Source organism: Luteimonas sp. A501 (assembly GCF_054052085.1).
In genome coordinates this window covers 329,131-355,371 of record NZ_JBSVRI010000001.1, presented here as the reverse complement: position 1 = coordinate 355,371, position 26,241 = coordinate 329,131, and the positions used below count along the sequence as shown (strand labels likewise).

The window sequence follows — 26,241 nt, the reverse complement described above, 5'->3', positions numbered from 1 at the left end:
GCAGCGGAGCGTCATGCGCCTGGTCCCGATGTTGCTCACCGTGGCGATCGCCGCGTCCATGATCCCGGCCACCGCCGCCATCGCCGCCGATGGCGCGGCCCCGACCGCCACGTCGCCGTCGGTTGAAACCCGCATTCCCGACGCGTCCATGGCGACGGCGGCACGACTGCGCGAGGCCGCGCTGGCAAGCCCGCTCGCCTGGGACATCACCGAATCGCTGACCACCGAGATCGGCCCGCGCCTGGCCGGCAGCGAGGCCGATGCGCGCGCGGTGGAGTGGGCGAAGGCGAAGTTCACCGAGCTCGGCTTCGACCGCGTCTGGACCGAGCCGGTCACGTTCCCGAAGTGGGTGCGCCGCAGTGAGCACGCCGCGGTCCTGGGCGCCAACGCCCAGCCGCTGGCCCTGACCGCGCTCGGCGGCAGTCCCGGCGGCACGGTCGAGGGCGAAATCGTGCGCTTCGCCGGCCTGGCGGAGCTGGAAGCGGCTCCGGCAGGGTCGCTGGCCGGAAAAATCGCCTTCGTCGACTATCGCATGGAGCGCGCCCGCGACGGCAGCGGCTACGGCCCGGGTTCGCGCGTGCGCAGCCGCGGTCCGTCGGAGGCGATCCGCGCCGGCGCCATCGGCTTCATCATGCGTTCGGCCGGCACCGACTCGCACCGCAACCCGCACACCGGCATCACCCGCTTTGACGATGGCCTGGAACCGGTACCGGCCGCGGCGCTGTCGGTACCCGACGCCGACCAGCTCACGCGCCTGCTCAAGCGCGGTCCGGTGCGCATCAGCCTGGCCCTGGACTGCGGCTGGGACGGCGAATACACCTCGCAGAACGTGATCGGCGAGATGACCGGCGCCAGTCGCCCGGACGAGGTGGTGCTGATCGGCGCGCACCTCGACTCCTGGGACCTCGGCACCGGCGCGGTCGACGACGCCGCCGGCGTCGGCATCACCATGGCGGCGGCGGTGCACATCGCGGCGCTCGAACGGCGCCCGGCACGCAGCATCCGCGTGGTCGCCTTCGCCAACGAGGAGCAGGGCCTGCTCGGCGGGTTCGCCTACGCGGAGAAGCACGGCGCCGACGTCGCGCGCCACCAGTTGGTCGCCGAGAGCGACTTCGGCGCCGGCCGCATCTACGCCTTCAACACCGGCGCGCCGGCCCACGCCGAAGCCGCCGAGGCCCGCATCGCCGAGGCACTCGCGCCGCTGGGCATCGAGCGCTCCGACGAAGGCGGCCCCGGTCCCGACGTGATCGGCATCTCCGGCGCCGGCGCCACCTGGGCCTGGCTCGGCCAGGACGGCACCGACTACTTCGACCTGCACCACACGCCGGACGACACCCTGGACAAGATCGACCCGGCGGCGCTGGCGCAGAACGCCGCAGCGTATGCGGTGTTCGCGTACCTGGCGGCGGATGCGGAAGGAGATTTCGGCAGCGCGCCGGCCGTGACGCCGTGACCTGACGGCAAAGGGCTTTTTTGCCACGGATTTACGCGGATTTACGCGGATCAGGCCAAGGCAAGCATCCGCATCACGCTCTGGCCGACTTTTGTTTCGGGAACGGTTTCCGGCAGCGACCTTGCTTCGGCCTGATCCGTGTAAATCCGCGGCCGATCCGTGCAAATCCGTGGCAAAAGCTTTTCCCGGCCCCACCCCTCCGGGAAACCTCAGTCGCGCGCCTGCCACCAACGGGCGAGCAGCACCGCGGTAGCGGCGGAGACGTTGAGGCTTTCGACGGCGCCCGTGCCTGGGATGGAGACGCGCAGGTCGCAGGCATCGGCCAGCGCCTCGGACATGCCTTCGCTCTCGGCGCCCAGCACATAGACCAGCCGTGGCGGCAGCTCGGTGGCGAAGACGTCACCACCGCCACGCACCACGGTTGCGGCCAGCGTGAAGCCGGCGCCGCGCAGCTGGGCGATGGCGTTGTCCTCGCGGCCCAGGCGCACCAGCGGCACCGCTTCCGCACCGCCCTCGGCCACCCGCGCGGCAGCGCCCGACAGCTGCAGCGGGGAGTGCTTGGGCAGGAACACCGTGGCACCGAAGTTCGCCGCCGAACGCAGGATCGCGCCCAGGTTGTGCGGGTTGCCGACGCCGTCCAGCCACAGCGCGCAGACCGGGCCTTCGCCCACGTCCTGCAGCCACGTAGTCAGCGCGACCGGCGCTTCGCGCAGCACGTCGGCGACCACGCCCTCGTGGTGGCTGCTGGCCGCGAGCTTGCGCAGGTCGTCTTCATCCACCACGCGGTAGCCGACGCGGTTGGCCACGCACCACTTCAGCAGCGGCTGCAGGCGCGGGATCAGCGCCTCGGCCAGGTACAGCTTGCGGATCGCCGCCGGGCGGCGTGCGAACACCGCCTGCACGGCGTTCAGGCCATGCAGGCGGACCTCGTCGTTGCCACCGGCCTTCGCCATGTCAGTCCTTCTTCCCGCGCACCCAGAAGGCGGCGTTGCGGATGCCCAGCGACTCCGGGTCGAAGGTCGGGTCCAGGCCCTGCTTCTTCTGCCGCTCGTAATCGCGCAGCGCCAGCAGCGCCGGCTTCTGCAGGATCAGGATCGCGACGATGTTGAGCCAGGCCATCAGCCCCACGCCGATGTCACCCAGCGTCCAGGCCGCGCCCGCGGAACGCACCGCGCCCACGATCACGGCGAGCAGGATGGCCACGCGCAGCACCAGCGTCATCCACGGGCGATGCACCTTCCGGTTGATGTAGGCGATATTGGTTTCGGCCATGTAGTAGTAGGCGACGATCGTGGTGAAGGCGAAGAACAGCAGCGCCAGCGCCACGAAGCCCGCGCCGTAGCCGGGCAGCACCGACTCCACCGCCGCCTGCGCGAAGCCCGGCCCGGCCTCGATGCCGGGCAGCGCCTCGACCAGCATCGCGCCGTCGGGCATGCCGACGTTGTACATGCCGGTGGAGAGGATCATGAACGCCGTGGCGGAACACACCAGCAGCGTATCGACGTAGATCGAAAACGCCTGCACGTAACCCTGCTTGGCCGGGTGCGAGACCTCGGCAGCGGCGGCGGCGTGCGGGCCGGTGCCCTGCCCGGCTTCGTTCGAATAGATGCCGCGCTTCACGCCCCACTCCACCGCCAGGCCGAGCATCGCGCCGAAGCCCGCCTCCATGCCGAAGGCGCTGCGGAAGATCAGCCTGAACATCTCCGGCACCTGTTCGGCGTTGAGCACCATGACCACGAAGGCCACCAGCATGTAGGCCAGGGCCATGAACGGCACCACTACTTCGGCGAAGCGCGCGATGCGCTTGACGCCGCCGAAGATGATGAAGCCCAACGCCAGCACGACGCCCGTGGCGGTCACCGAAGGCGCGATACCCCAGGCATTCTCCATGCCCGAAGCGATGCCGTTGGCCTGGACGCCCGGCAGGAAGAACCCTGCGGCAACGATGGTGACGACCGCGAACAGCCACGCGTACCACTTCTGCCCCATCGCCTTTTCGATGTAGTACGCCGGGCCGCCGCGGTAGCGGCCTTCGTCGTCCTTCTCCTTGTAGATCTGCGCAAGCGTCGACTCCACGAAGGACGTCGACGCGCCGAGGAAAGCCATCACCCACATCCAGAACACCGCACCCGGGCCACCGAAGGCGATCGCGGTCGCGACGCCTGCGATGTTGCCGATACCCACCCGCCCCGACAGCGACATCGCCAGTGCCTGGAACGAAGACACGCCGGCTTCCGACGACTTGCCCGACAGCAGCAGGCGGATCATCTCGGGCACGCTGCGCAGCTGCATGAAGCGGGTACGGATGGAGAAGTACAGGCCCGCGCCCAAGCACAGCGCGATCAGCGCCTTGCTCCAGATCAGGCCGTTCAAGGTGTTGAGGATCTCGTCCAAGTGCTGGCTCCGGTGGTGGATCGCGATGCACCGGCGCCATGTTCACCTTGGCCGGAACCGGCCCGATTCTCCACGATCAGCGGGCAAATGCGAACCGGCCGCGCGAACGCGGCCGGTGGCTCAGGCGTGTCCGCCCACGCTCGGCACTTCGCGCTGCTGCTTCTCGAGCTCCTGTGCCACCGCTTCCGGCGAGCTCGTGAACGGTGCGAACAAGGTGTACAGGGCCGGCACCACGAACAGCGACAGCAGCGTGGAGAACGCCACGCCCGCGATGATCACCACGCCGATGGTGGCGCGGCTGGCCGAACCGGGGCCACCTGCCAGCACCAGCGGCAGGGCGCCGGCCGCGGTGGCGATCGCGGTCATCAGGATCGGGCGCAGGCGCACGGTCGCCGACTCGACGATGGCCTGGCCAATGTTGCGCCCCTCGTCGCGCAGCTGGTTGGCGAACTCGACGATCAGGATCCCGTTCTTGGCCGCCAGGCCGATCAGCATCACCACGCCGATCTGGCTGAAGAGATTGATCGTGCCGCCCGTCAATGCCAGCCCGAGCAGCGCGCCCAGCACCGCCAGCGGCACCGTCAGCATGATCACGAAGGGATGCACGAAGCTTTCGAACTGCGCCGCCATCACCAGGTAGACCACCAGCAGCGCCAGGGTGAAGGTCAGCAGCACCGCGCCGCCGGCCTTGGTGAACTCGCGCGACTCGCCCTTCCAGTCCACCTGGGCGTAGTCGGGAAGCTCGGTGCGCACGACGTCTTCGAGGAAGGCCAGCGCATCGCCCATCGGATAGCCCGGCGCAAGGCCGGCGGTGACGGTGATCGCACGCATCCGGTTGAAGCGGTTGAGGCTGCCCGCCTCGGCGAGTTCAGACAGCGTCACCAGGTTGGACAGCGGCACCAGCTCGCCGCTGCGCGCACGGACTTCGATCGCGGCCAGGTCAGCCGGCTCGGCGCGGCCGGCGCGGCCGGCCTGCACCAGCACGTCGTACTCCTCGCCCTCCTGGACGAAGGTGGTGACGCGGCGGCCGCCCATCATGGTTTCCAGCGCGCGGCCGATGTCGGTGACGCTCACGCCGAGGTCGGCGGCGCGCACGCGGTCGATGTTCACGCGCATCTGCGGCCGCGTTTCCTTGTAATCGGAGTCGACCGAGAAGAAGCCCGGATGCGCCTCCATGCGCTGCATCACCAGGTCGCGCCACCCCGAGATTTCCTCGTACTCCGGCCCACCGAGCACCATCTGGATCGGTTGCCCGCGGCTGCCCACGAGACCGCCGCCCACGCGCGGCTGCGCCTGCACGCCGCTCAGGGTGCCGAGTTCGGAGCGCAGCGAGTCGGCGACCTCGGCCGTGCTCTGCCCGCGCTTGTCCCAGTCCTCGAGGAATACGATCACGTTGCCGGTATGCATCTCCTCGCTCGCTCCCCAGCCGCCCGGCGCGCGGGTGTTGTAGCGACGGATCGCGCTGCCTTCCTCGGCCACCCGCTTGGCGAACACCTTCTCGACCTCCTGCACCTGCTGCACGGTGTAGTCGAAGCCGGCGCCCTCGGGCCCGACGATCGAGACGAAGAACGAACCGCGGTCCTCGGCCGGCGCCAGCTCCGAAGGCACCACGCGCGACAGGCCCCAGGACCCGGCCAGGCAGGCCAGCATCACCAGCAGCATCCCCGCCAGCACCCGGCGCGGCCGCTGGTCCGCCATCCACGCCAGCGCGCGCCCGTAGGCACCGGTGACCGCGCCCAGGCGCGCATTGAACCAGCGGTTGACCGGGTTCGACTTCTCCTCGCTGTGCGGGCGCACCATCTTCGAGGCCATCATCGGCGTCAGCGTCAGCGCGACGAAGGCCGACAGCGCCACCGCACCGGCCAGCGCCACCGACAGTTCGCGGAACAGGCGGCCGGTGTTGCCCTCCATGAAGCCCACCGGCAGGAACACCGCCACCAGCACCGTAGTGGTCGCGATCACCGCGAACGCCACCTGCTTTGTGCCGCGCTGCGATGCGACCAGCCGCGGCTCGCCCAGGTCCACGCGGCGCTGGATGTTCTCCAGCACCACGATCGCGTCGTCCACCACCAGGCCGATCGCCAGCACCAGGGCCAGGAGCGTCAGCAGGTTGATCGAGTAGCCGAACAGCAGCAGCGGGATGAAGGCCGCCAGCAGGCAGACCGGCACCGTCACCGCCGGGATCAGCGCCGCGCGGAAGCTGCCCAGGAACAGCCAGATCACCACCAGCACCAGGGCCATCGCCTCGATCAGCGTCCAGTAGACGCGCTTGATCGACTCCTCGATGAACACCGTATCGTCGTAGGCAACGAAGATGCTGGTGCCCTCGGGCAGCGACTTCTGGATTTCCACCGCGGCCGCGCGCGCCAAGCGGGTCACGTCCAGCGCGTTGGCGGTCGAGGTCTTGACGATGCCCAGGCCGATATTGGGCTGGCCGTTGCTGTGGTAATACGCGCGCCGCTCGGCGGAGGACAGCTCGATCTCGGCCACGTCGCCCAGGCGCACCACGTAGCCGTCGGCGCCCTTGCGCAGCGGCATCGCGGCGAAGTCCTGCGGTTCGACGTAGCTGCGCTCGACGCGGAGCGTGAAGTCGCGGCTGCCGGACTCGATGCGCCCGGCGGGCAGCTCGACGTTCTCGGCGCGCAGTGCCGACTCGATGTCGTTGGGGGTGATGCCGCGCGCGGCCATCGCCGCGCTGTCCAGCCACACGCGCATCGCATAGCGCTGGCGGCCGCCGATCCGCACCTGGGCCACGCCGTCCAGGCTCGACAGGCGGTCGACGATGTAGCGGTCGGCGTAGTCGGACAACTCCAGCGTGTCCATCGTCGCCGAGCTCATGTTGAGCCAGATGATGGTGTCGGAATCGCTGTCGGCCTTTTCGACCTCGGGCGGGTCGGCCTCGTCCGGCATGCGGTCGGCGACGCCGCTGATGGCGTCGCGGACGTCGTTGGCCGCGGCCTCGATGTCGCGGTTCAGCGTGAATTCCAGGGTCACCGACGAGCGCCCGTTGCGGCTGCGCGACTGGATGATCTCGATGCCTTCGATGCCCGAAAGGGCGTCCTCCAGCACCTGGGTGATGCGTGTCTCGACCACCGCCGCGGACGCGCCGGGATAGTTGACGTCCACCGAGACGATCGGCGGATCGATCGCCGGCAGCTCGCGCAGGGTCAGGCGCGAAAACGCCATCACCCCGATGACCATCAATAGCAGGCTCATCACCGTCGCGAAGACGGGGCGGCGGATGGAGAGGTCGGACAGCATCATGGCTCAGCCCTCGCCCGGTCCGCCGGCTTCGCTGGTATCCACTTCGCCGGGCCCGGCTTCGACGATCGCGCTGCCGTCGCGCAGCTTGCCGGTGCCGTCGACGACGATGCGCTCGCCGGGCTCGAGGCCGGAGACGATCTCGGCCATGCCGCCGGCACGCGAGCCGATCATGACCACGACCTGTTCGACGGTGGCGTCGGGCCGCACGCGATAGACGAAGGACTCGCGGCCCACCTGGACCACGGCGATCTCGGGGATCAGCAGCGCCTCGCGCTCGGTGCGCTCGAGCTCGATCTGCATCAGCATGCCCGGACGCAGCAGGTGTTCGGGATTCGCGAAATCGGCGCGCACGCTGAAGGCACGGCTGGTCGCATCCACGCGCGAACCGACGTTGCTGACCACGCCCTCGAAGCCGCGGCCGCGCCAGGCGGTGCTGGTGCCGGTGATGCGCTGGCCGGTGGCCACGTGCGACAGGTGGGCCTCGGGCACCGGGAAGTCCACGTAGACCGATGACAGGTCGTCGAGGGTCGCGACCACGGTCCCGGGCGTGATCAGGGCGCCGGGGCTGACCTGACGCACGCCAAGCACGCCGGCGAATGGCGCGCGGACCACGCGGTCGCTGAGGTTGGCTTCGATCTGCCGCACCTGGGCCAGCGCGCTGTCGCGCGTGGCGCGCTGGGTGTCCAGCGTTGCGCGCGCGATCAGCTGCTGCGCGGCGAGTTCCTGCTGGCGCTTCAGCATGCTGTCGGCCTCTTTGGCGGTGGCACGGGCCGCGGCCAGCGACGCCTGCTGCTGTTCGCCGCTGAGCGTGACCAGCGGCGCGCCGGCGGCCACCACGTCGCCGCTTTCGAAATGCACCCGGTCCACGGTTTCGCTGACCTTGGCGGTCACTTCCACCGCTTCGCGCGCCTTCACCGTGCCCAACGCGCGGATGCGGTCGTTGAAAGGCCGGGTGGACACCGCCGCGGTCGTCACCACCACCGCGGGCGGGCCACCGCCCTGGCTGTCTGCCTCGCCCTCCGCGCCGCAGGCCGCGAGGACCAGGGCAAGCAGGATGGCGCAACAGGCCTTTGGGCCGGAGCGGAAAATGGGGGCGTCGGACATCGTGGGCAGCAGCGGCAAAGGGAAGCCGTGCATTCTATCGACCCCGTGTGTCGGCGACGTATGCCATGAGGCCCGTGCGCGGAATGCGCCGTTCCGGTCAACCGGTGGCGCCCTCGTGCGTTACGGCGCACTCTGGCCCTGCCCCGCGGACGGACCCGGGGACACGTCCCTCCCACAAACCCAGGACGACGCCATGATCCACGAAAACATCCTCGACACCATCGGCGGCACGCCCGTCGTGCGCCTGAACCGCATCGCGCCCCAAGGGGTGACGCTGTATGCGAAGGTCGAATCCTTCAACCCCGGCGGCTCGGTCAAGGACCGGCTGGCGCTTGCCATCATCCTCGACGCCGAGCAGCGCGGGCTGCTGAAGCCCGGCGACACCGTGGTCGAAGCCACCTCCGGCAACACCGGCGTGGCCCTGGCTATGGTCTGCGCCGCGCGTGGCTACAAGTTCGTGGCCACCATGGCCGAGAGCTTCTCGGTCGAACGCCGCAAGCTGATGCGCGCCTATGGCGCCAAGGTGATCCTGACCCCGGCCGCCGAGCGCGGCACCGGCATGGTGCGCAAGGCGAAGGAACTGGCCGACGAACACGGCTGGTTCCTGGCCGACCAGTTCGCCAACCCGGCCAACCCGGCGTACCACCGCAACACCACGGCCGCCGAGATCCTGCAGGACTTCGCAGGCCGCCGCCTGGATCATTTCGTCAGCGGCTGGGGCACGGGCGGAACCCTCACCGGCGTGGGCGAAATGCTCAAGCTGGCCCGGCCCGGGGTCGAAGTCGTGGCCGCGGAGCCGGCCGTGGCCGCCATGCTCCAGGGTGCCGACTTCACCCCCCACAAGATCCAGGGCTGGACCCCGGACTTCATTCCCGAAGTGCTCAACCGCGAAGCCGCCGACCGCGTGCTGTCCGTGGCCGACGACGTTGCCATCGCCACCGCGCGCAAGCTGGCGGCGGAGGAAGGGATTTTCGCAGGCATCTCGGCCGGGGCGACCGTCGCCGCGGCACTGGACGTGGCGAAGGATGCCGAGGAAGGCGCGGTGATCCTGGCGATGCTGCCGGATACCGGAGAGCGCTACTTCTCGACCCCGCTGTTCGAGGGCGTCGCCGAGGGCAGCGACGACGAGTGGCTGGCCGGGTTGCCCTGATTCCCGGCCGCAGTCTCCCGCCTGTGCAGGAGCAGCTATAGCTGCTCCTACACACTGCTGCTGATTCGTGACCATGAAAAAGGGCGGCCATGGCCGCCCTTTTTCGTGCGTGATGGCGCGGACACGCGCCGATAACGCGATCAGCCGCGCGACCACTGCCCCAGCGCCGCCAGGCCGTTGGCCTTGGCGCGCTCGTACACGGTGGCCTGTGCCTTGTCGTAGTTGCCGACCAGGTCCTGCGACCACAGCTTCAGCGCGGCCGACTGCATGGCACGGCCGTAGGAGAACGACAGCGGCCACGGGTTCGGGCCCATGCGGTTCATGGCGTCCAGGTGCGCGGTGGCGTCCTCGTCGGACTGGCCGCCGGACAGGAACACGATGCCCGGGAGGATCGCCGGCACCGCCGACTTCAGGCACATCAGGGTGGCTTCGGCGACCTCTTCCACCGGCGCCAGCTCACCGCTGTCCTTGCCCGGCAGCACCATCGAGGCCTTCAGGATCGTGCCCTCGAGGGCCACGTTCTGGTTGTACAAGGCGTCGAACAGCGCGCGCAGGGTGACCTCGCTGACTTCGTAGCAGGTCTCGATGTCGTGGTTGCCGTCGATCAGCACTTCCGGCTCGACCATCGGCACCAGGCCCTGCTCCTGGCAAAGCGCGGCATAGCGCGCCAGGGCGTGGGCGTTGGCCTCGATGCAGGTGCCCGAGGGCACGTCGTCGCCGATGTTGATCACCGCGCGCCACTTGGCGAAGCGGGCGCCGAGCTTGTAGTACTCCTCCAGGCGCGAGCGCAGGCCGTCGAGGCCTTCGGTCACGACTTCACCCGGGAAACCGGCCAGGGCATGCGTGCCCTTGTCGACCTTGATGCCCGGGATCATGCCGTTCTCGGTCATGTACTGGGCGAAGGGCACGCCGTCCTTCGTCTTCTGGCGCAGGGTCTCGTCGAACAGGATCGCGCCGCTGATGTACTCCGACAGGTCCGGCGTGGTCAGGAGCAGCTCGCGGTAGGCGCGGCGGTTCTCCTCGGTGTTCTCGATGCCGACGCCGGCGAAGCGCTTGGCGATCGTGCCGGAGGACTCGTCGATGGCGATGATGCCCTTGCCCGGGGCGACCATGGCGAGGGCGGTTTCGGCAAGCTGTTCGATGCTCATTCTTCGGGACTCCGGGCAGGCGGCAGGGCCGGCCAGTATAGCCGGTCGCCCCCGGCACGCCCCCGTGGCAGCCGCCACAGCCGCCCCCCTTTGTAGGAGCAGCTATAGCTGCTCCTACAAAGCCAGGAAGGGTGCGGTCACAGGCTGCCGAGGCCCTCGGCGCCGCCGTCATCGCCGACCTGCAGCAGGCGCAGGGTGTTCGTTGCGCCGTGGGTTTCCATGGCTTCGCCGCTGGTGAACACCACGCGGTCGCCGGACGACAGCAGGCCGGCGGCCACCAGCAGGCCCACGGCGTCGCGCGCGGCCTCGCGGGCGCCCTGGCCGCGACTGTCGTGGGCCATCGGGAACACGTCGCGCATCAGGCTCATGCGCCTGCGCGCGCCGGCATGGCGCGAGAACGCATAGATCGGCGCACTGGAGCGGAAGCGCGACAGGAAGCGCGCGGTGCCGCCTGATTCGGTCATGGCCACGATCGCGGCCACGCCGATGTGCTCGCTGAGGAACATGGCGCCCATCGCGATCGCCTGGTCGGCGCGCTGCAGCCCGCGCTGGGCCGCTTCGAAATCGGTGTCGTGTTCGAACTGCTTCTCGGCGCCGACGCAGATCCGGCTCATCGCCTCCACCGCGGCCACCGGATATGCGCCGGCGGCGCTCTCGGCCGAAAGCATCACCGCGTCGGTGCCGTCGATCACGGCGTTGGCCACGTCCAGCACCTCGGCACGCGTCGGCATCGGGCTTTCCACCATCGACTGCAGCATCTGGGTGGCTGTGATCACCACCCGGTTGCGGGCCAGGGTTTCGCGGATGATCTTCTTCTGGATGCCCGGAAGCTCGGCGTCGCCGATTTCAACGCCAAGGTCACCGCGCGCGACCATGACCACGTCGCTGGCGTCGATGATCTCGGCCAGGTTCTCGATCGCCTCGGCGCGCTCGATCTTCGACACCAGGGCGGCATCGCAGCCGTGGCTGTGCGCGACCCGACGCGCCTCGTGCATGTCGTCGGCGGTGCGGCAGAAGGACACGGCGATGAAGTCGACGCCGATGTCGGCCGCGACCTTGATCAGCTCGCGGTCGAGTTCGGTGATCGCACCCAGGGACAGGCCGCCGCCTTGCTTGTTCAGGCCCTTGCGATCGGAGAGCACGCCGTCGTTGAGCACGGTGGTGGCGATGGTGTCGCCCTCGACCGACAGCACGCGCAGCTGCACCATCCCGTCATCGAGCAGCAGCACATCGCCCTCGGCCACGTCGCCCGGCAGCCCGAGGTAGCTGACGCCGACGCCGCCGACGCCGCCCGGAGGCGCGTTTTCGCGGGCATACAGTTCGAAGCGATCGCCCGCGCCAAGCTGCACGCGACCACCCTCGAAGCGGTCGATGCGGATCTTGGGACCCGGCAGGTCGGCAAGGATGCCGACCTCGACCCCGGCCCGCGCCGCGGCCTCGCGGACCTCCTGCGCGCGCCGCACATGATCGGCCGGCACACCGTGAGAGAAGTTCAGCCGCACCGCGTTGACGCCCGCGCGCACGAGCGCGTCGAGCACGCCCGGCGCATCGCTTGCGGGACCCAACGTGGCGAGGATGCGGGTACCGCGGCGGTATTCGGACATGCTGGGCCTTGCGCTGGGCGATTCGGGAACGGACCCCAATGCTAGCCGAGCCACATGGCGATCGGATGCCGCGCTTCGGCCCGGGCCGGTCCGCCGGGCCGTTTCCAGTCAGCCGCCGCGCTGCTCCAGCGCCACGACCGCCGGCAGCGCCTTGCCTTCAAGGAACTCGAGGAAGGCGCCGCCGCCGGTGGAGATGTAGGACACGCCGTCGGCGATGCCGTACTTGTCGACCGCGGCCAGGGTGTCGCCGCCGCCGGCGATCGAGAACGCCTTCGACGCCGCGATCGCGCGCGCCAGCGTTTCGGTGCCCTTGCCGAAGGCGTCGAACTCGAACACGCCCACCGGCCCGTTCCAGACCACGGTGCCGGCCGAAGCGATCATCTCCGCATAGCGCGCGGCGGTTTCGGGGCCGATGTCGAGCACCATTTCGCCCTCGGCGATGGCATCCACCGCCTTGACCGTCGCCGGTGCGTCGGCGGCGAAGGCCGGCGCCACCACCACGTCGGTCGGCACCGGGATGTCGGCGCCGCGGGCGCGGGCGTCGGCCATGATCTGCTTCGCGGTGTCGATGAGGTCGGCTTCGTGCAGCGAGCTGCCGACACCGTGCCCCATGGCGGCGATGAAGGTGTTGGCGATGCCGCCGCCGACGATCAGCTGGTCGACCTTGCCGACCAGCGACGACAGCAGCTCGAGCTTGGTCGAGACCTTGGAGCCGGCCACGATCGCCAGCATCGGACGCGCTGGCTCCTTGAGCGCCTTGCCCAGGGCGTCGATCTCGGCCATCAGCAGCGGACCGCCCGCGGCCTGCGCGGCGTGGCGGATCACACCGTGGGTGGACGCCTGGGCGCGGTGCGCGGTGCCGAAGGCGTCCATGACGAAGACGTGGCACAGCGCGGCGTAGCGCTTCGACAGGGCATCGTCGTCGGCCTTCTCGCCGGCGTTCATGCGGCAGTTCTCCAGCAGCACCAGCTGGCCGGGCGCGACCTCGACGCCGTCGAGGTAATCCCGCAGCAGCGGCACCTCGCGGCCCAGCAGCTCCGACAGTCGCGCCGCCACCGGCGCCAGCGAATCGGCCTCGCTCCAGCTGCCTTCCGTCGGCCGGCCGAGGTGCGACATCACCATCACCGCGGCGCCGGCATCGAGCAGCGCCTTCAGCGTCGGCAGCGACGCGAGGATGCGCTGGTCGGACGTCACGCGACCGTCGGCCACCGGCACGTTGAGGTCCTGGCGGACCAGCACGCGCTTGCCGGCAAGGTCGAGGTCGGTCATGCGGAGGATGGGCATGGGGATTGCGGCCAGAGTTCAGGGGGCGCCATTGTCGGCGTGGGCGGCGCGGGATTCAAACTCGTGCCCTCGATCAGGAGAGGAACCAAAAGAAAGGCCCCGCTTCAAGCGGGGCCCTTGGATACCTCGGTGCTGCGTACGCTTACTCGCGGTATCCGGAGTCGTCCTTGTTGTGGATGATCCAGATCAGGTTACCGCCGCTGTCCCAGCCCTTGCCGGCAAAGACCAGCCGGCCCTGGCCCTTGTAGGCCATCTCGTAGCGGTGCCGGTCGGAGCCGAAGTAGAACGGAATGAACGCCTTGCCGGTGATGTAGACGCCCTGATCGGTCGGCTGGCCGATGATGTCGGTCACCTGCTTCATCGGCATGCCGATCTCCAGCTGGGTGAACCTGGTGTCCGGCGCCGGCTTCCCGGTGATTTCTCCTTCCCAGTCACCGAGACCGGTGACGGTTTCGCCATAGCCTGCCTCCACCGCGGCCGAATCGGTCACTTCGCCCTCGGCATTCATCCAGGCCGGCGCTTCCTTGGCCTTCGAACCGCGACGGGCATCGGCGTCCCCGGCCGCGAACAGGCCGACGCCCACGATCATCGCCGCGGCGGCGATCACTCGCATGCTGTCATGCATTGCTTGCTTCTCCATGTGTGGTGCCCCATCCACGCAGACGTCCCCACCGCGGGCCGGGGCCCGACACCCGCAGCGTCGGGCCGGATTCTCCAACGGGCGCGCCCTGTCGCGCAACCGCGGAGTCAGCCGCTGCGCCGCCGGAACAGCAGCCAGGACACCGTCAGCATCAGCAGCGGCGGCATCGCATAAGCCAGCCGGTAGTCGAAGCCGTAGACCGCCGCCAGCTTGGCGACCTGGTTCTGCAGCATCCAGAACATGAGCGCGAACACCACGCCGATGAACAATCTGCGCCCGAGCCCGCCGCTGCGCAGTGAGCCGAACGCAAAGGGCATCGCGGCCAGGCACAGCGCAAGCACGTTGACCGGGTAGAACCAGCGCCCCCAGTAGTGCTCCTCGAATTCGCTGGCGTCCAGCCGGTTGCGGTGGCGGTATTCGATGCCCTGGGCCAGGTCGCGCGCGGACATGTAGCGCGGCCGGAAGGCACCACCCGCGCTGGCCGCGAGCGCCACCGCATCAAGCTGCGATTCCCAGCGCTCCTCATCGACGCGGACCTCGGTGACCGACCGCTCCTCGAAGGTCACCCGGCGCACGTCACGCAGCAGCCAGCCGCCGCTGCGGTGTTCGGCCGTGCCGACCTGGGCGACCGACTCCAGCCGGCCGTCGTTGTCGAATTCGAACAGGCGCACGTCGTTGAGCTCAAGCCAGGCCTCGTCTCCCTCGCTGCGCTCGCGGCCGTCGCGGGCGTTGAGGAAGGTGTTGCCTTCGCGCGCCCACAGCCCCGAGTACTGCGCCACGATCATGTCGCTGGAGCGCGCGGCGGCCTTCATGGCATCGGCGCTGCGCTGCGCGCCGGGCCCCAGGGTCTCGCCGCTGAGCATCATCACCCCGGTCAGCAGGGCCAGCGGCACCGCCACCGAAACGCTCAGCCGGCGCCGCGACACGCCCAAGGCACGCAGCGCGGTGAGCTCGGACGACGCCGCCAGCTGGCCCAGGCCCATCAGCGTGCCGATCACCGCGGCCGTCGGGAACATGGTGTAAGCACGCCGCGGAAGGCTGTAGACGACGTAGGTCAGCACGCTGACGAAGCCGTACTCGCCCTGGCCCATGTTGTCGATCTCGTCGACCGCCGCGAGCACGGCGTCCAGCCCGACCAGCACCGCCCAGACCAGCAGCACGGTCACCACCACCACGCGTGCCACGTGGAGGTCGTGGATCTTCGGGAACGGCATCATCGCGCCGTCCCCACGCCACGGGCGCGGCGCGGCACGCCGACGTGGCCGTCACGGAAATACAGCCACGTGCCGACGGCCAGCAGCGGCAACACCAGCCACCACAGTCCCAGTTGCAGCGGGATCTTGCCGTCGGCCAGCCACTTGGTGCCCAGCAGCATCAGGTTGATGCCGACCACGTAGGCCAGGAATCCGAGTGCGATCCGCCCGTAGCGGGCCTGTCGCGGCGGGCTGCGCGCGAGCGGCACCGCCAGCAGGGCGAAGGCCAGTGCCAGCAGCGGCGGCGCGATGCGGTAGTGCAGCTGCGCGCGCGCCTCGGGGCGCGAGTCGCCCAGCAGCGCCAGGGTGCTGTCGTACTCGGGATCCTCGTCGGCGGGACGGGTTTCGGCATCGGGCAGGCGCATCTCGTTGCGCGCGTAGCGCATCATCCGGAAATCCAGGCCTTCGGCCAGCGGGCCCTCCACGCGGAAGCCTTCGCCCAGGTCCAGGTAGCGCTCGGCGCCGTCGACGGCCAGCCGGCCGTTGCGCGCGGTGGTGACGTCCATGCGCTCCTCGTCCTGGCGGTAGATGAAGACCCGGCCCAGGGCCGAGCCCTCGCCGGACATCGCACCCACGTAGACCACGCCGCTGCCGCCAGGCAGCTCGACGAAGCGCCCGGCCTCGAGTCCGGCCAGCAGCAGGTTGCGATTGCCCTCGGCGACCATGCGCTGGGAGTAGTCGTTGGCCCAGGGGCCCAGCCACAGCGAACAGGCGCCGATGAAGGCCACCAGCGGCAGCACCAGCATCATCAGCGGCCGCAGCAGCCGCCGCGGGCCGACGCCGGTGGCCACCAGCACCGGCATCTCCGAGTCGCGGTACAGCCGGCCCACGGCCAGCAGCAGGCCCAGCATCAGGCCCAGCGGCAGGATCAGCGGCAAGTAGTTGAGCACCTGCAGGCCCAGCTGGGACAGCATCAGCCCCGCCGGGACGCGGCCGCGGGCGATGTCGCCGAGGACCTCGGCGAACACCCCGCCCAGGCTCACGATCATCAGCACCACCAGGGCCGCGAACGTGGATTGGGCGAATTCGCGGAACAGGTAGGTGTCGAGCTTCGGCATCCGTATGCGGCCTTGCATTAGAATCGGGGGTTCGTCCATACACCGTCAGGCCGCGCCAGCATGCTGGCGCCGCGGCGCATCGCCGCATTCTGGACTGCGGATTGTAAGGAACACTTCACGCCAAACCCCAGTACAGGACCCCATGACCCTCAAACTAGCCCTGAACAGCGCCTCCCCGGCCACGGCCGACGTCGACTGCATCGTGGTCGGCGCCTACGCCGACAAGACCCTGACGCCCGCCGCCCGCACCCTTGACGAGGCCAGCGGCGGCCGCCTGTCCGCCCTCGCCGCCCGCGGCGACATCAGCGGTGCCACCGGCCGCACCTCGCTGCTGCACGACGTCCCCGGCGTGGCTGCACCGCGCGTGCTGGTTGTGGGCCTGGGCGAATCGGCGAAGTTCGCGGTGCCGCAGTACCTGAAGGCCGTGGCCGACGCCGTGCGCGCGCTCCGCACCGGTCCGGTGCGTTCGGCGCTGCTGACCCTGTCCGAGGTCGAGGTTTCCGGCCGCGACGCCGCCTGGGCCATCCGCCAGGCCGCCATCGCCGCCGGCCATGCTGCCTATCGCTACACCGCGACCCTGGGCGAGAAGAACAAGAAGCGCGACGAAAAGGGCCTCGAGCGCCTCGACATCGCAGGCAATGACGCTGCCGCGCTGGCCCAGGGCCAGGCGATCGCCGCGGGTGTCGAGTTCACGCGCGAGCTCGGCCACCTGCCGCCGAACATCTGCAACCCGGCCTACCTCGCCAGCCAGGCGCAGGAATTCGCCGCGAAGTTCGACAAGGCCTCCTGCGAGGTCCTCGAGCGCGAGGACATGGAAAAGCTCGGCATGGGCTCGCTGCTGGCGGTCGCCCGCGGCTCGGCCAACGCGCCCAAGCTGATCGTGCTGAAGTGGAACAACGGCGGCGATGCGCAGCCCTACGTGCTGGTCGGCAAGGGCATCACCTTCGACACCGGCGGCGTGAACCTGAAGACCCAGGGCGGCATCGAGGAGATGAAGTACGACATGCTCGGCGCCGGTTCGGTGCTGGGCACGTTCGTGGCCGCGGCCGGCATGGACCTGGCCGTGAACCTGGTGGTGGTGGTGCCTGCGGTCGAGAACGCGATCGACGGCAACTCCTACCGCCCCTCCGACATCGTCACCAGCATGTCCGGCAAGACCATCGAGATCGGCAACACCGACGCCGAGGGCCGCCTGATCCTGTGCGACGCGCTGACCTATGCCGAGCGGTTCAAGCCGCAGGCCCTGGTCGACGTGGCCACGCTCACCGGCGCCTGCATGGTCGCCCTGGGCAGCTTCGCCACCGGCCTGATGACCAAGCACGACGACCTGGGCCAGGAGCTGCTGGCGGCCGGCGAAGAGGTGTTCGACCGCGCCTGGCGCCTGCCGCTGTGGGACGAGTACCAGACCATGCTCGATTCCAGCTTCGCCGACGTCTACAACATCGGCGGCCGCTGGGCCGGTGCGGTGACGGCGGGCTGCTTCCTGTCGCGCTTCACCGAGGGCCAGCGCTGGGCGCACCTCGACATCGCCGGCAGTGCCAGCCACAGCGGCAAGAACGGGCTGGCCACCGGCCGCCCGGTCGGCCTGCTGTCGCAGTGGCTGCTTGACCAGGCCGCCGCCAAGTAAGACGCACGCGGCCGGGACCGGCTTTCGCACGCGGAAGCCGATCCCGGCCCGGCTTTTGACCCGGGACCGAGCATGCGCGCCGACTTCTACCTGATTGCCAAGCCCCGCTTCCGCGACCAGCCCCTGCTGCTGGTCTGCGAGCTGGCGAAGAAAGCCCTGGCCGCCGGCCAGCCGATGCTGGTGCTGGCCCGCGACATGGCCCAGGCCGAGCAGCTCGACGACCTGCTGTGGTCGTTCGACCCCGACGCCTACGTGCCGCACCAGATCGCCGGTGCCGGCTTCGAGGACGACGAGGAAGGCGACGAGGAGGAAGCGGACGTACTCATCGTCCCACCCGAGACCGACGTGCCGCTGCGTCCCCTGGTGCTCAACCTGCGCGATGCACCGGTCGAGGGCGCCTTCGAGCGCGTGCTCGAGGTGGTCCCGGCCGACGAATCCGCGCGCGGCCCGCTGCGTGCACGCTGGACCCAGTACAAGGCGCGCGGCTTCGACCTGAAGAAATTCGACATGTGACGCGGGGGCCCGCCCCCACCCTGCCCCGACACAGAGCCCTCCGATGACCCTCGCCACCGGCTACGACCCCAAGTCCTTCGAATCCCGCCTCTATGCGCAGTGGGAGTCCAGCGGTGCGTTCGCGCCCGCCGGCGACGGCCCGGCGTATTCGATCCTGCTGCCGCCGCCCAACGTCACCGGCACCCTGCACATGGGACACGCGTTCCAGCACACGCTGCAGGACGCGCTCATCCGCTACCACCGCATGCGCGGCTTCCGCACCCTGTGGCAGATGGGCAGCGACCACGCCGGCATCGCCACCGAGATGGTGGTGTCGCGCAACCTCGCCGCCAGCGGCAGCAGCGACACCCGCGACTCGCTCGGGCGCGAGGCCTTCATCGACAAGGTGTGGGAGTGGAAGGGCCAGTCCGGCGACACCATCGAGCGCCAGATGCGCCGGATGGGCACGTCGGGCGACTGGTCGCGCAAGGTGTTCACGATGGACCCGGCGCCGTCGGCGGCCGTGGTCGAGGCCTTCCTGCAACTGCACGAGCAGGGGCTCATCTATCGCGGCCAGCGGCTGGTCAACTGGGACCCGGTGCTGAAGACCGCGATCTCCGACCTCGAAGTGCTCAACGAGGAGGAAGACGGCTTCCTCTGGTCGATCGCCTACCCGCTGGGCGACGGTGCCGGCTACGAGCACGTCGAACGCGACGCCGACGGCAACGAAACCCTGCGCGAACGCCGCGACTACCTCGTCGTCGCCACCACGCGCCCGGAAACCATGCTCGGCGACACCGCGGTGATGGTGCATCCGGATGACGCGCGCTATGCGGGCCTCATCGGCAAGGCGGTCACCCTGCCGCTGACCGGGCGCAAGGTGCCCGTGATCGCCGACGCCTACGTTGACCGCGCGTTTGGAACCGGCGTGGTCAAGGTCACGCCGGCGCACGACTTCAACGACTACGCGGTCGGCCAGCGCCATGGCCTGCCGATGATCAACCTGTTCACGGCCGACGCCGCGGTCAATGACAACGCGCCGGAGAAGTACCGCGGCATGGACCGCTACGTCGCGCGCAAGGCGGTGCTTGAGGACCTCGAAGCACTCGGGCTGCTGCTCGAGACGAAGCCGCACAAATTGCAGGTACCGCGCGGCGACCGCACCGGCCAGGCCATCGAGCCCTGGCTCACCGACCAGTGGTTCGTGCGCATGGACACGCTGGCCGCGCGCGGGCTCGAGCGCTTCGAGGGCCGCGACGGCGGCGAACCCGACATCCGCTTCGTGCCGCCGAACTGGATCAACACCTACCGCCACTGGATGGAGAACATCCAGGACTGGTGCATCAGCCGCCAGCTCTGGTGGGGCCACCGCATCCCGGCGTGGTACGACGACGCCGGCAACGCCCACGTCGGCCGCGACGAAGCCGACGCGCGCGCGCGCAGCGGCCTCGGTGCCGACGTCGCGCTGCGCCAGGACGACGACGTGCTCGAGACCTGGTTCTCGTCCGGCATCTGGCCGATGAGCACCATGGGTTGGCCCGACGCCGACACCATGCGCGAGCGCGGCTTCGACGACTTCGTGCCGTCGAGCGTGCTGGTCACCGGCTTCGACATCATCTTCTTCTGGGTCGCGCGCATGGTCATGCTGACCGACCAGCTGACCGGGCGCGCGCCGTTCCGCGACGTCTACATGACCGGCCTGGTGCGCGACAAGGACGGCCAGAAGATGTCGAAGTCGAAGGGCAACATCCTCGACCCGATCGACATCATCGACGGCATCACGCTCGAAGCGCTGGTCGCCAAGCGCACCACCGGGCTGATGAAGCCCAAGGACGCGCCGAAGATCGAGAAGGCCACGCGCAAGGAATTCCCCGAAGGCATCCCCGCCTTCGGCGCCGACGCGCTGCGCTTCACCATGGCCGCGCTCGCCGGCCCCGGCCGCGACATCAAGTTCGATCTGGCCCGCGCCGAGGGCTACAAGAATTTCTGCAACAAGCTCTGGAACGCCACCCGCTTCGTGCTGATGAACACCGGCGACGCCGGCCTGCTCACGGGCGCGCCGCAGCCCGTGACCGCTCCCGAGAAGTGGATCCTCTCGCGCCTTGCCGCCGTCGCCACCGCGGCCGAGTCCCACTTCGCCAGCTACCGCTTCGACCTGCTTGCGCAGTGCCTGTACGAGTTCGCATGGCACGAGTACTGCGACTGGTTCGTCGAGCTGGCCAAGCCCGCGCTCAACGGCAGCGATGCCGCGGCTGCCGCGAGCACCCGTCACACCCTGCTGCACGTGCTCGAGCGCCTGCTCAGCCTGCTGCACCCGCTCACGCCCTTCGTCACCGAGGAGCTGTGGCAGCAGGTCGCGCCGCGCCTGGGCATCGAAGGCGGCAGCATCATGACGCGCGCCTATCCGCGGGCGGCCGACTTCGCCGGCCAGGACCATGCCGACGCCGCCGCCGACGTCGAATGGCTCAAGGCCATGGTCTCCGCGCTGCGCCGCATTCGCAGCGAACTCGGCGTGTCGCCGGGCAAGTCCGTTCGCCTGCTGGTGTCGGGCGGCAGCACCGCGGACGCCGACCGCCTCGCGCGATTCTCGTCGCAGCTTGGCTTCCTTACCCGGATCGAAGGCATCGAGTCGATCAGCGGCGACCCGCCGCCGGCCGCCGCTGCGCTCGTCGGCGAACTGAAGCTGTTCGTGCCGCTGGAAGGCCTGGTCGACCTCGACGCCGAGCGCGCGCGCCTGGACAAAGAGATCAAGCGCGTGGCCGGCGAGCTGGCGAAATCGAAAGGCAAGCTGGCCAGCGAAACCTTCGTCGCCAACGCCCCCGCCGCCGTGGTCGAACAGGAGCGCACCCGCCTGGCCGACTGGACCGCCCAGCACGAAGCCCTCGCCGCCCAGCGCGCGCGCCTCTGACCGATGCTGCCGCCGCCGGTGCCGCCGGCCACCTGCGGCAGCCACTGTAGGAGCGGCTATAGCCGCGACCGGTTTTCGCCGTGGTCCGTGAGGGCAACCGATTCGCGGGGGTCGCAGCTATAGCTGCTCCTACAGCCCGGTGAAGTCCAACAGCTCCATCGCCATCACGATCGCATCTTCGCGGCCCTTGTCGGCCGGGTAATAACGCGGGCGGCGGCCGATTTCGTTGAAGCCTTCGTCCTCGTACAGGGCGATGGCTGCCGGATTCGACGGCCGCACTTCCAGGAACACCCGGCAGGCGCCGCGCCCGCGCGCGGCCTCCACCATCGCGCGCAGCAGCCAGCGGCCGTGGCCGCGCCCCTGGCGCGCGGGGTCGATGCAGATGTTGAGCACGTGGGCCTCGTCGGCGGCCACGCTGAGTACGCCGTGGCCTATGAAGGCGCCGCCTTCAAGCAGCACCCAGGCCGGATATCCCGCGAACAGGCAGTCGCGGAAGATGCCGATCGACCACGGGTACGGATAGGCACGGAGCTCGACCACCATCACCGCATCGAGGTCTTCGATGCGCATCGGCCGCATGACCGGACGCTGCGCCGCGTCGGCCACCACCACCGCGCTCATCCCGGCACGGCCCCGCGTCGCAGGCCGCGCAGCTGCGGCCACAGCGCGCGCTTGGCGGCGGGATCGGCACGCAGCGCGGCCAGAGGCGGCAGGCTGCGCAGCAGCTCGGCGGCGCCGGCGGAGTCGGGCCCGCGCCCGGCCGCGCGCAGCAGCGCATGGGCCAGCGGATCATCGGGCACCAGGTCTTCCGCCCGCGGCGCACGCGCGTAGACCTGGTGGCCCAGCGCCTCCAGCACGTCGCGTTGCCAGGGATCCAAGGCCACCGCGTTCACTCCGCGCGCGCGCCGCGGCGGCCGCGCAGGCGCCACAGCCACGTCACCGGGCCCGACAGCGCGTAGATGCCGAGCACCGTGAGCAGCGTTTTCGGCGGATCGATCCACAGCGCGATCAGCGCCGCCACGATCAACAGCGTGGAGAAAAACGGCACCCGGTCGGCACCCGGCCCGCTGCCGCTGCCCTTGAAGCTGGTGTAGCGGAACATGCTGACCATCAACAGGCCGCTCAGCACCGTGATCGCCAGCGCGACGTAGCGCATCGACTCACCGCTCAGATCCAGGCTGTGCATGGTCCACACCGAGCTGGCCACGATGCCGGCGGCGGCAGGGCTGGCCAGGCCGATGAACCAGCGCTTGTCGACCGTGCCCACCTGGCTGTTGAAGCGCGCCAGGCGCAATGCGGCGCAGGCCGCGTACAGGAACGCCGCCAGCCAGCCGACCTTGCCCAGGGTGCTGCCGTCGAGCTTCATCGCCACCAGCGACCAGTGGTACATCACCAGCGCCGGGGCCATGCCGAAGCTCACCAGGTCGGCCAGCGAGTCGTATTGCATGCCGAAGTCGCTCTGGGTATTGGTCAGGCGCGCGACGCGGCCGTCGAGGCCGTCGAGGATCGCGGACACGAAGATCGCGATGCACGCCGCCTCGATCCGCCCCTGCGACGCGGCGATGATCGCGAAGAAGCCCGCGAACAGGCCGCCGGTGGTGAACAGGTTCGGCAGCAGGTAGATACCGCGGGCGCGGCGCGGCGGCTGGGGATTCGGGTCCATGACCGCAAGTGTACCGCCGCCGCGGCCGCTGCCGCGGCGCGCCGCGCGGTCACACAACCGCGCTCCGCCGCTTGCGCCGCCGACGCCCCGGTGCTGCAATCGCGGGTCATCGCCCTCCAAGGCAGGAGTTCCACATGCACCGCATCGTCCTCGGCGCCATCCTGGTGATCGCCGCCAGCCCGGCCTTCGCCCAGCAGACCGCCGGCGAGGTCTTCCAGTGGAAGGACGCCAACGGCGTCACCCACTACTCGCAGACGCCACCGGACAAGGGCAGCTACGAACACCGCCTGATCACCTCGACCGGCGCCGCTGCGCCGACCACGTCGTCCGAACCGGTTGCCGCGGCGGAGAATTCAAACTGCACCGCCGCGCGCGCCAACATCGCCGCGCTCGAGGGCGAGGGCAACGTGATGCAGGACACCGACGGCGACGGCACGCCCGACACCGTGCTCGACGCCGACCAGCGCACCAGCCAGCTTGAGCTGGCCCAGGCCGCGGTCAAGGCCTACTGCACGCCCTGACCGCTCCAGGCGCGCGCCGACATGCAGACCCGCTGGGCCATCGTCGCCGGCCTCGCCGCCGGGATCGCGGTGGCCTGGTGGTTCTCGCGCGAGGCGCCCGAGGCCGCGGAGGCGCGTCGCGAGCGCGCCGACCAGGCGGCGGCGGCCAATTACGAGGACGCGCGCCCGGTGCTGTATCGCTGGACCGATGACGCCGGCGTGGTGCAGGTGACCCAGGAGCCGCCGCCGCGAGGCCGGCGCTATGAGAAGGTCGACATCCAGCCCCGTGACGGCATCGAAGTGGACGGGCGCAGGCAGTAGGCCCGGCGGCGACGGGCACGGCTGGGGCGGCGACGCGCGTGCTGCATGGCACAATCAGCGGCCACGCCACCAGACCGATGAAGCCGCCGATGCGCCTGTCGCAGTTCCACCTCCACACCGAAAAGGAAACGCCCGCCGAAGCCGAGCTCATCAGCCACAAGCTGATGCTCAAGGCGGGGATGATCCGCAAGCTCGCCGCCGGCATCTATACCTGGACACCGCTGGGCCTGCGCGTGCTGCGCCGGGTCGAGGCCGTGGTGCGCGAGGAAATGGACGCCGCCGGCGCGATCGAGATGCTGATGCCCTCGATCCAGCCGCGCGAGCTCTGGGAGGAAACCGGGCGCTGGGAGAAGTTCGGCGGCCAGCTGCTGAAGATCCGCGACCGCAAGGACGCCGAGTACGCCTACGGCCCCACGCACGAGGAAGTCATCACCGACTTCGCGCGCCAGGAGCTGGCCAGCTACAAGCAGCTGCCGGTGACCTTCTACCAGATGCAGACCAAGTTCCGCGACGAGATCCGGCCGCGCTTCGGGGTGATGCGCGCGCGCGAGTTCCTGATGAAGGACGCCTACTCCTTCGACGTCGACGCCGAGGGCATGGCCGCGTCCTACGCGAAGATGCACGCCGCCTACACCCGCATCTTCACCCGCCTGGGGCTGCGCTTCCGCGCGGTGCTGGCCGATACCGGCGCGATCGGCGGCGACGCCTCACAGGAATTCCACGTGCTGGCCGACTCCGGCGAGGACCTGATCGCCTGGTCCGACACCGGCCGCGACGACGCCGCCGGCTATGCCGCCAACGTCGAGACCGCGCGCGCATCGGCACCCGGTCCGCGCCCGGCCGCGGCCGCGACGATGCGCGACATCGATACCCCGACGCAGAAGACCTGCGAGGCGGTGGCGGAGCTGATGGGCATCGCGCTTGCGCACACGGTGAAATCGGTCGCGCTGATGGGCCACGACGCCGAAGGCCGCGACCAGTTCGTGCTGGCGCTGGTGCGCGGCGACCACGAAGCCAACGAGATCAAGCTGGCCAAGGTCGCCGGCCTGGGCGACTACCGCATGGCGACCGAAGCCGAGATCCTGGATCACCTGGGCTGCGAGCCGGGCTTCCTGGGCCCGGTGGCGCCGGCGAAGCCCGTGCGCGTGGTCGCAGACGTCGAGGTCGCCGCGATGGCCGACTTCGTGGTCGGCGCAAACCGCCCCGGCCTGCACATCGCCGGCGTGAACTGGGGCCGCGACATGCCGGAGCCGGACCTTGTCGCCGATATCCGCAGCGTGCTCGAAGGCGACCGCGCCGAGGACGGCGGCACCCTGCGCATCATGCGCGGCATCGAGGTCGGCCACATCTTCCAGCTCGGCGACAGGTACGCCCGGGACATGGGCTGCACCGTGCTCGACGCCGGCGGCAAGGCCGCGGTGCCGATGATGGGCTGCTACGGCATCGGCGTGTCGCGCATCGTCGCCGCGGCGATCGAACAGAACCACGACGACGCCGGGATCCTCTGGCCCGAGGCGATGGCGCCGTGGACGGTCGCGGTCTGCATCATCAATCCGAAGAACGACCCGGCCGTGGCCGCGGCCGCCAGCGCGCTGCACGACGAACTCGCGGCGAAGGGCATCGACGTGGTGCTGGACGATCGCGGCCTGCGTCCCGGCCCGATGTTCGCCGACATGGAGCTGGTCGGGATCCCGCACCGCGTGGTGGTTTCAGCGCGCGGCCTGGAAGCCGGCACCTTCGAATACCGTGCGCGCAGCTCGGCGGAGTCGGAGAACCTGGATCGCGAAGCGCTGCTGGCGCGCCTGGCAGCCTGAGGCTTCACGGCCCTCCCGGGACGCGGACCGGCACCGGGTATACGCCGCGATAATCGATACGACCACGCGAAATAATGGCCGCGCGCCCACGCGCCGATTATGATCATCGATTCGCCGCATCCCGGCACCGCCCCGCAAGATAATCGGAGACAGCATGGCAATCGACCTGAACACCCTCTCGGCGAAGGAACTCGACTCGCTGATCAACAAGGCGAAGAAGCGCAAGACCACGCTCAAGAAGCGCAAGCCGATCACCACCGTGCGGGCGCGCCTGAAGGCTCTCGCGACCGCCGAGGGCTACACGATCGAGGAGCTGTTCGGGACGGCGTCCGGCGCAGCCGCCACCGGCACGCGCGCAACAAAGTCGACCCGCGCGCCGCGCAAGACCGGCATCAAGGTCGCGCCGAAGTACCGCAACCCGGCGCAGCCGGAGCAGACCTGGACCGGCCGCGGCAAGCAGCCGCGCTGGCTTGCCGAGCAGGTCGCGCAGGGGAAGACCCGCGAGGATTTCTTGATCGCGAAATAAGGGTTTCCCGAGGGATTGCCCCCATCCGCCCCTCCGGA

21 protein-coding genes and 1 pseudogene are annotated in these 26,241 nt (G+C 69.8%); 9 read left to right on the top strand and 13 right to left on the bottom strand.

Going from position 1 to position 26,241, the window contains the following annotated elements; genetic code table 11:
• Positions 1–58 precede the first annotated feature (58 nt).
• Positions 59–1,453 (top strand): M28 family peptidase, encoded by a 1,395-nt coding sequence (locus tag ACW7G5_RS01565; RefSeq protein ID WP_457002808.1) that lies wholly within the window; start codon positions 59–61, stop codon positions 1,451–1,453.
• Positions 1,454–1,662: 209 nt separating this feature from the next.
• On the opposite strand, the gene ACW7G5_RS01560 is transcribed toward ACW7G5_RS01565, so the two are convergent.
• From ACW7G5_RS01560 to ACW7G5_RS01545, 4 genes are all read right to left on the bottom strand, one after another.
• On the bottom strand, positions 1,663–2,508 hold the full coding sequence (locus tag ACW7G5_RS01560; RefSeq protein WP_457002806.1) for a TrmH family RNA methyltransferase: 846 nt from the start codon (positions 2,506–2,508) through the stop codon (positions 1,663–1,665).
• Positions 2,408–3,847 carry an alanine/glycine:cation symporter family protein gene (locus ACW7G5_RS01555; RefSeq protein ID WP_457001228.1) on the bottom strand — a complete coding sequence of 480 codons (1,440 nt, stop codon included), beginning with the start codon at positions 3,845–3,847 and terminating at the stop codon, positions 2,408–2,410. The genes ACW7G5_RS01560 and ACW7G5_RS01555 overlap by 101 nt, the downstream gene beginning before the upstream one ends.
• A gap of 120 nt (positions 3,848–3,967) precedes the next feature.
• Positions 3,968–7,111, bottom strand: coding sequence for an efflux RND transporter permease subunit (locus ACW7G5_RS01550; protein WP_457001227.1), 3,144 nt, complete (start codon positions 7,109–7,111; stop codon positions 3,968–3,970).
• A 3-nt stretch (positions 7,112–7,114) separates the two neighbouring features.
• Positions 7,115–8,215: an efflux RND transporter periplasmic adaptor subunit gene (locus ACW7G5_RS01545; RefSeq protein ID WP_457001225.1), complete on the bottom strand. Its 1,101-nt coding sequence runs from the start codon at positions 8,213–8,215 to the stop codon at positions 7,115–7,117.
• Between the two features lie 193 nt (positions 8,216–8,408).
• Here ACW7G5_RS01545 and cysK point away from each other — a divergent pair, with 193 nt between their 5' ends.
• Positions 8,409–9,365 carry a cysteine synthase A gene (cysK, locus tag ACW7G5_RS01540; protein ID WP_457001223.1) on the top strand — a complete coding sequence of 319 codons (957 nt, stop codon included), beginning with the start codon at positions 8,409–8,411 and terminating at the stop codon, positions 9,363–9,365.
• Between the two features lie 140 nt (positions 9,366–9,505).
• Here the strand turns inward: cysK and ACW7G5_RS01535 are convergent, their stop codons facing one another.
• The 6 genes from ACW7G5_RS01535 to lptF form a co-directional block, all read right to left on the bottom strand.
• Positions 9,506–10,513 (bottom strand): class I fructose-bisphosphate aldolase, encoded by a 1,008-nt coding sequence (locus tag ACW7G5_RS01535; protein WP_457001222.1) that lies wholly within the window; start codon positions 10,511–10,513, stop codon positions 9,506–9,508.
• Between the two features lie 137 nt (positions 10,514–10,650).
• The gene (gene pyk, locus ACW7G5_RS01530) at positions 10,651–12,117 is read right to left on the bottom strand and encodes a pyruvate kinase (protein ID WP_457001220.1); all 1,467 of its coding nucleotides are present in this window, start codon (positions 12,115–12,117) and stop codon (positions 10,651–10,653) included.
• Positions 12,118–12,225: 108 nt separating this feature from the next.
• The gene (locus ACW7G5_RS01525; protein WP_457001218.1) at positions 12,226–13,401 is read right to left on the bottom strand and encodes a phosphoglycerate kinase; all 1,176 of its coding nucleotides are present in this window, start codon (positions 13,399–13,401) and stop codon (positions 12,226–12,228) included.
• Positions 13,402–13,543: 142 nt separating this feature from the next.
• Entirely contained in the window at positions 13,544–13,972 is a 429-nt protein-coding gene (locus ACW7G5_RS01520; RefSeq protein ID WP_457002804.1) for a hypothetical protein, read from the bottom strand.
• Between the two features lie 176 nt (positions 13,973–14,148).
• Positions 14,149–15,258 (bottom strand): LPS export ABC transporter permease LptG, encoded by a 1,110-nt coding sequence (gene lptG / locus ACW7G5_RS01515; RefSeq protein WP_457001216.1) that lies wholly within the window; start codon positions 15,256–15,258, stop codon positions 14,149–14,151.
• On the bottom strand, positions 15,255–16,352 hold the full coding sequence (lptF, locus tag ACW7G5_RS01510) for an LPS export ABC transporter permease LptF (protein WP_457001214.1): 1,098 nt from the start codon (positions 16,350–16,352) through the stop codon (positions 15,255–15,257). The genes lptG and lptF overlap by 4 nt, the downstream gene beginning before the upstream one ends.
• A 142-nt stretch (positions 16,353–16,494) precedes the next feature.
• Here lptF and ACW7G5_RS01505 point away from each other — a divergent pair, with 142 nt between their 5' ends.
• The 3 genes from ACW7G5_RS01505 (at position 16,495) to ACW7G5_RS01495 (ending at position 21,379) form a co-directional block, all read left to right on the top strand.
• Positions 16,495–17,979 carry a leucyl aminopeptidase gene (locus ACW7G5_RS01505; RefSeq protein ID WP_457001213.1) on the top strand — a complete coding sequence of 495 codons (1,485 nt, stop codon included), beginning with the start codon at positions 16,495–16,497 and terminating at the stop codon, positions 17,977–17,979.
• Positions 17,980–18,051: 72 nt separating this feature from the next.
• Positions 18,052–18,492 carry a DNA polymerase III subunit chi gene (locus tag ACW7G5_RS01500; RefSeq protein ID WP_457001211.1) on the top strand — a complete coding sequence of 147 codons (441 nt, stop codon included), beginning with the start codon at positions 18,052–18,054 and terminating at the stop codon, positions 18,490–18,492.
• 43 nt (positions 18,493–18,535) lie between these two features.
• Entirely contained in the window at positions 18,536–21,379 is a 2,844-nt protein-coding gene (locus ACW7G5_RS01495; RefSeq protein WP_457001209.1) for a valine--tRNA ligase, read from the top strand.
• 129 nt (positions 21,380–21,508) lie between these two features.
• On the opposite strand, the gene rimI is transcribed toward ACW7G5_RS01495, so the two are convergent.
• Genes rimI through pssA form a run of 3 tightly spaced genes read right to left on the bottom strand, consistent with a single transcriptional unit; the run spans position 21,509 to position 23,042 of the window.
• Positions 21,509–22,000 carry a ribosomal protein S18-alanine N-acetyltransferase gene (rimI, locus tag ACW7G5_RS01490; protein WP_457001207.1) on the bottom strand — a complete coding sequence of 164 codons (492 nt, stop codon included), beginning with the start codon at positions 21,998–22,000 and terminating at the stop codon, positions 21,509–21,511.
• The gene (locus ACW7G5_RS01485; protein WP_457001206.1) at positions 21,997–22,263 is read right to left on the bottom strand and encodes a hypothetical protein; all 267 of its coding nucleotides are present in this window, start codon (positions 22,261–22,263) and stop codon (positions 21,997–21,999) included. Before ACW7G5_RS01485 ends, rimI begins: the two co-directional genes overlap by 4 nt.
• 5 nt (positions 22,264–22,268) lie before the next feature.
• On the bottom strand, positions 22,269–23,042 hold the full coding sequence (gene pssA / locus ACW7G5_RS01480; protein ID WP_457001205.1) for a CDP-diacylglycerol--serine O-phosphatidyltransferase: 774 nt from the start codon (positions 23,040–23,042) through the stop codon (positions 22,269–22,271).
• A 134-nt stretch (positions 23,043–23,176) separates the two neighbouring features.
• Here pssA and ACW7G5_RS01475 point away from each other — a divergent pair, with 134 nt between their 5' ends.
• From ACW7G5_RS01475 to ACW7G5_RS01460, 4 genes and pseudogenes are all read left to right on the top strand, one after another.
• On the top strand, positions 23,177–23,563 hold the full coding sequence (locus ACW7G5_RS01475) for a DUF4124 domain-containing protein (protein WP_457001203.1): 387 nt from the start codon (positions 23,177–23,179) through the stop codon (positions 23,561–23,563).
• Positions 23,564–23,584: 21 nt separating this feature from the next.
• Positions 23,585–23,863 (top strand): DUF4124 domain-containing protein, encoded by a 279-nt coding sequence (locus tag ACW7G5_RS01470; protein ID WP_457001201.1) that lies wholly within the window; start codon positions 23,585–23,587, stop codon positions 23,861–23,863.
• Positions 23,864–23,952: 89 nt separating this feature from the next.
• Positions 23,953–25,677: a proline--tRNA ligase gene (locus ACW7G5_RS01465; protein ID WP_457002802.1), complete on the top strand. Its 1,725-nt coding sequence runs from the start codon at positions 23,953–23,955 to the stop codon at positions 25,675–25,677.
• 154 nt (positions 25,678–25,831) lie between these two features.
• Positions 25,832–26,200, top strand: a pseudogene (locus tag ACW7G5_RS01460) (H-NS histone family protein); the annotation flags it as partial.
• Positions 26,201–26,241: the final 41 nt, after the last annotated feature.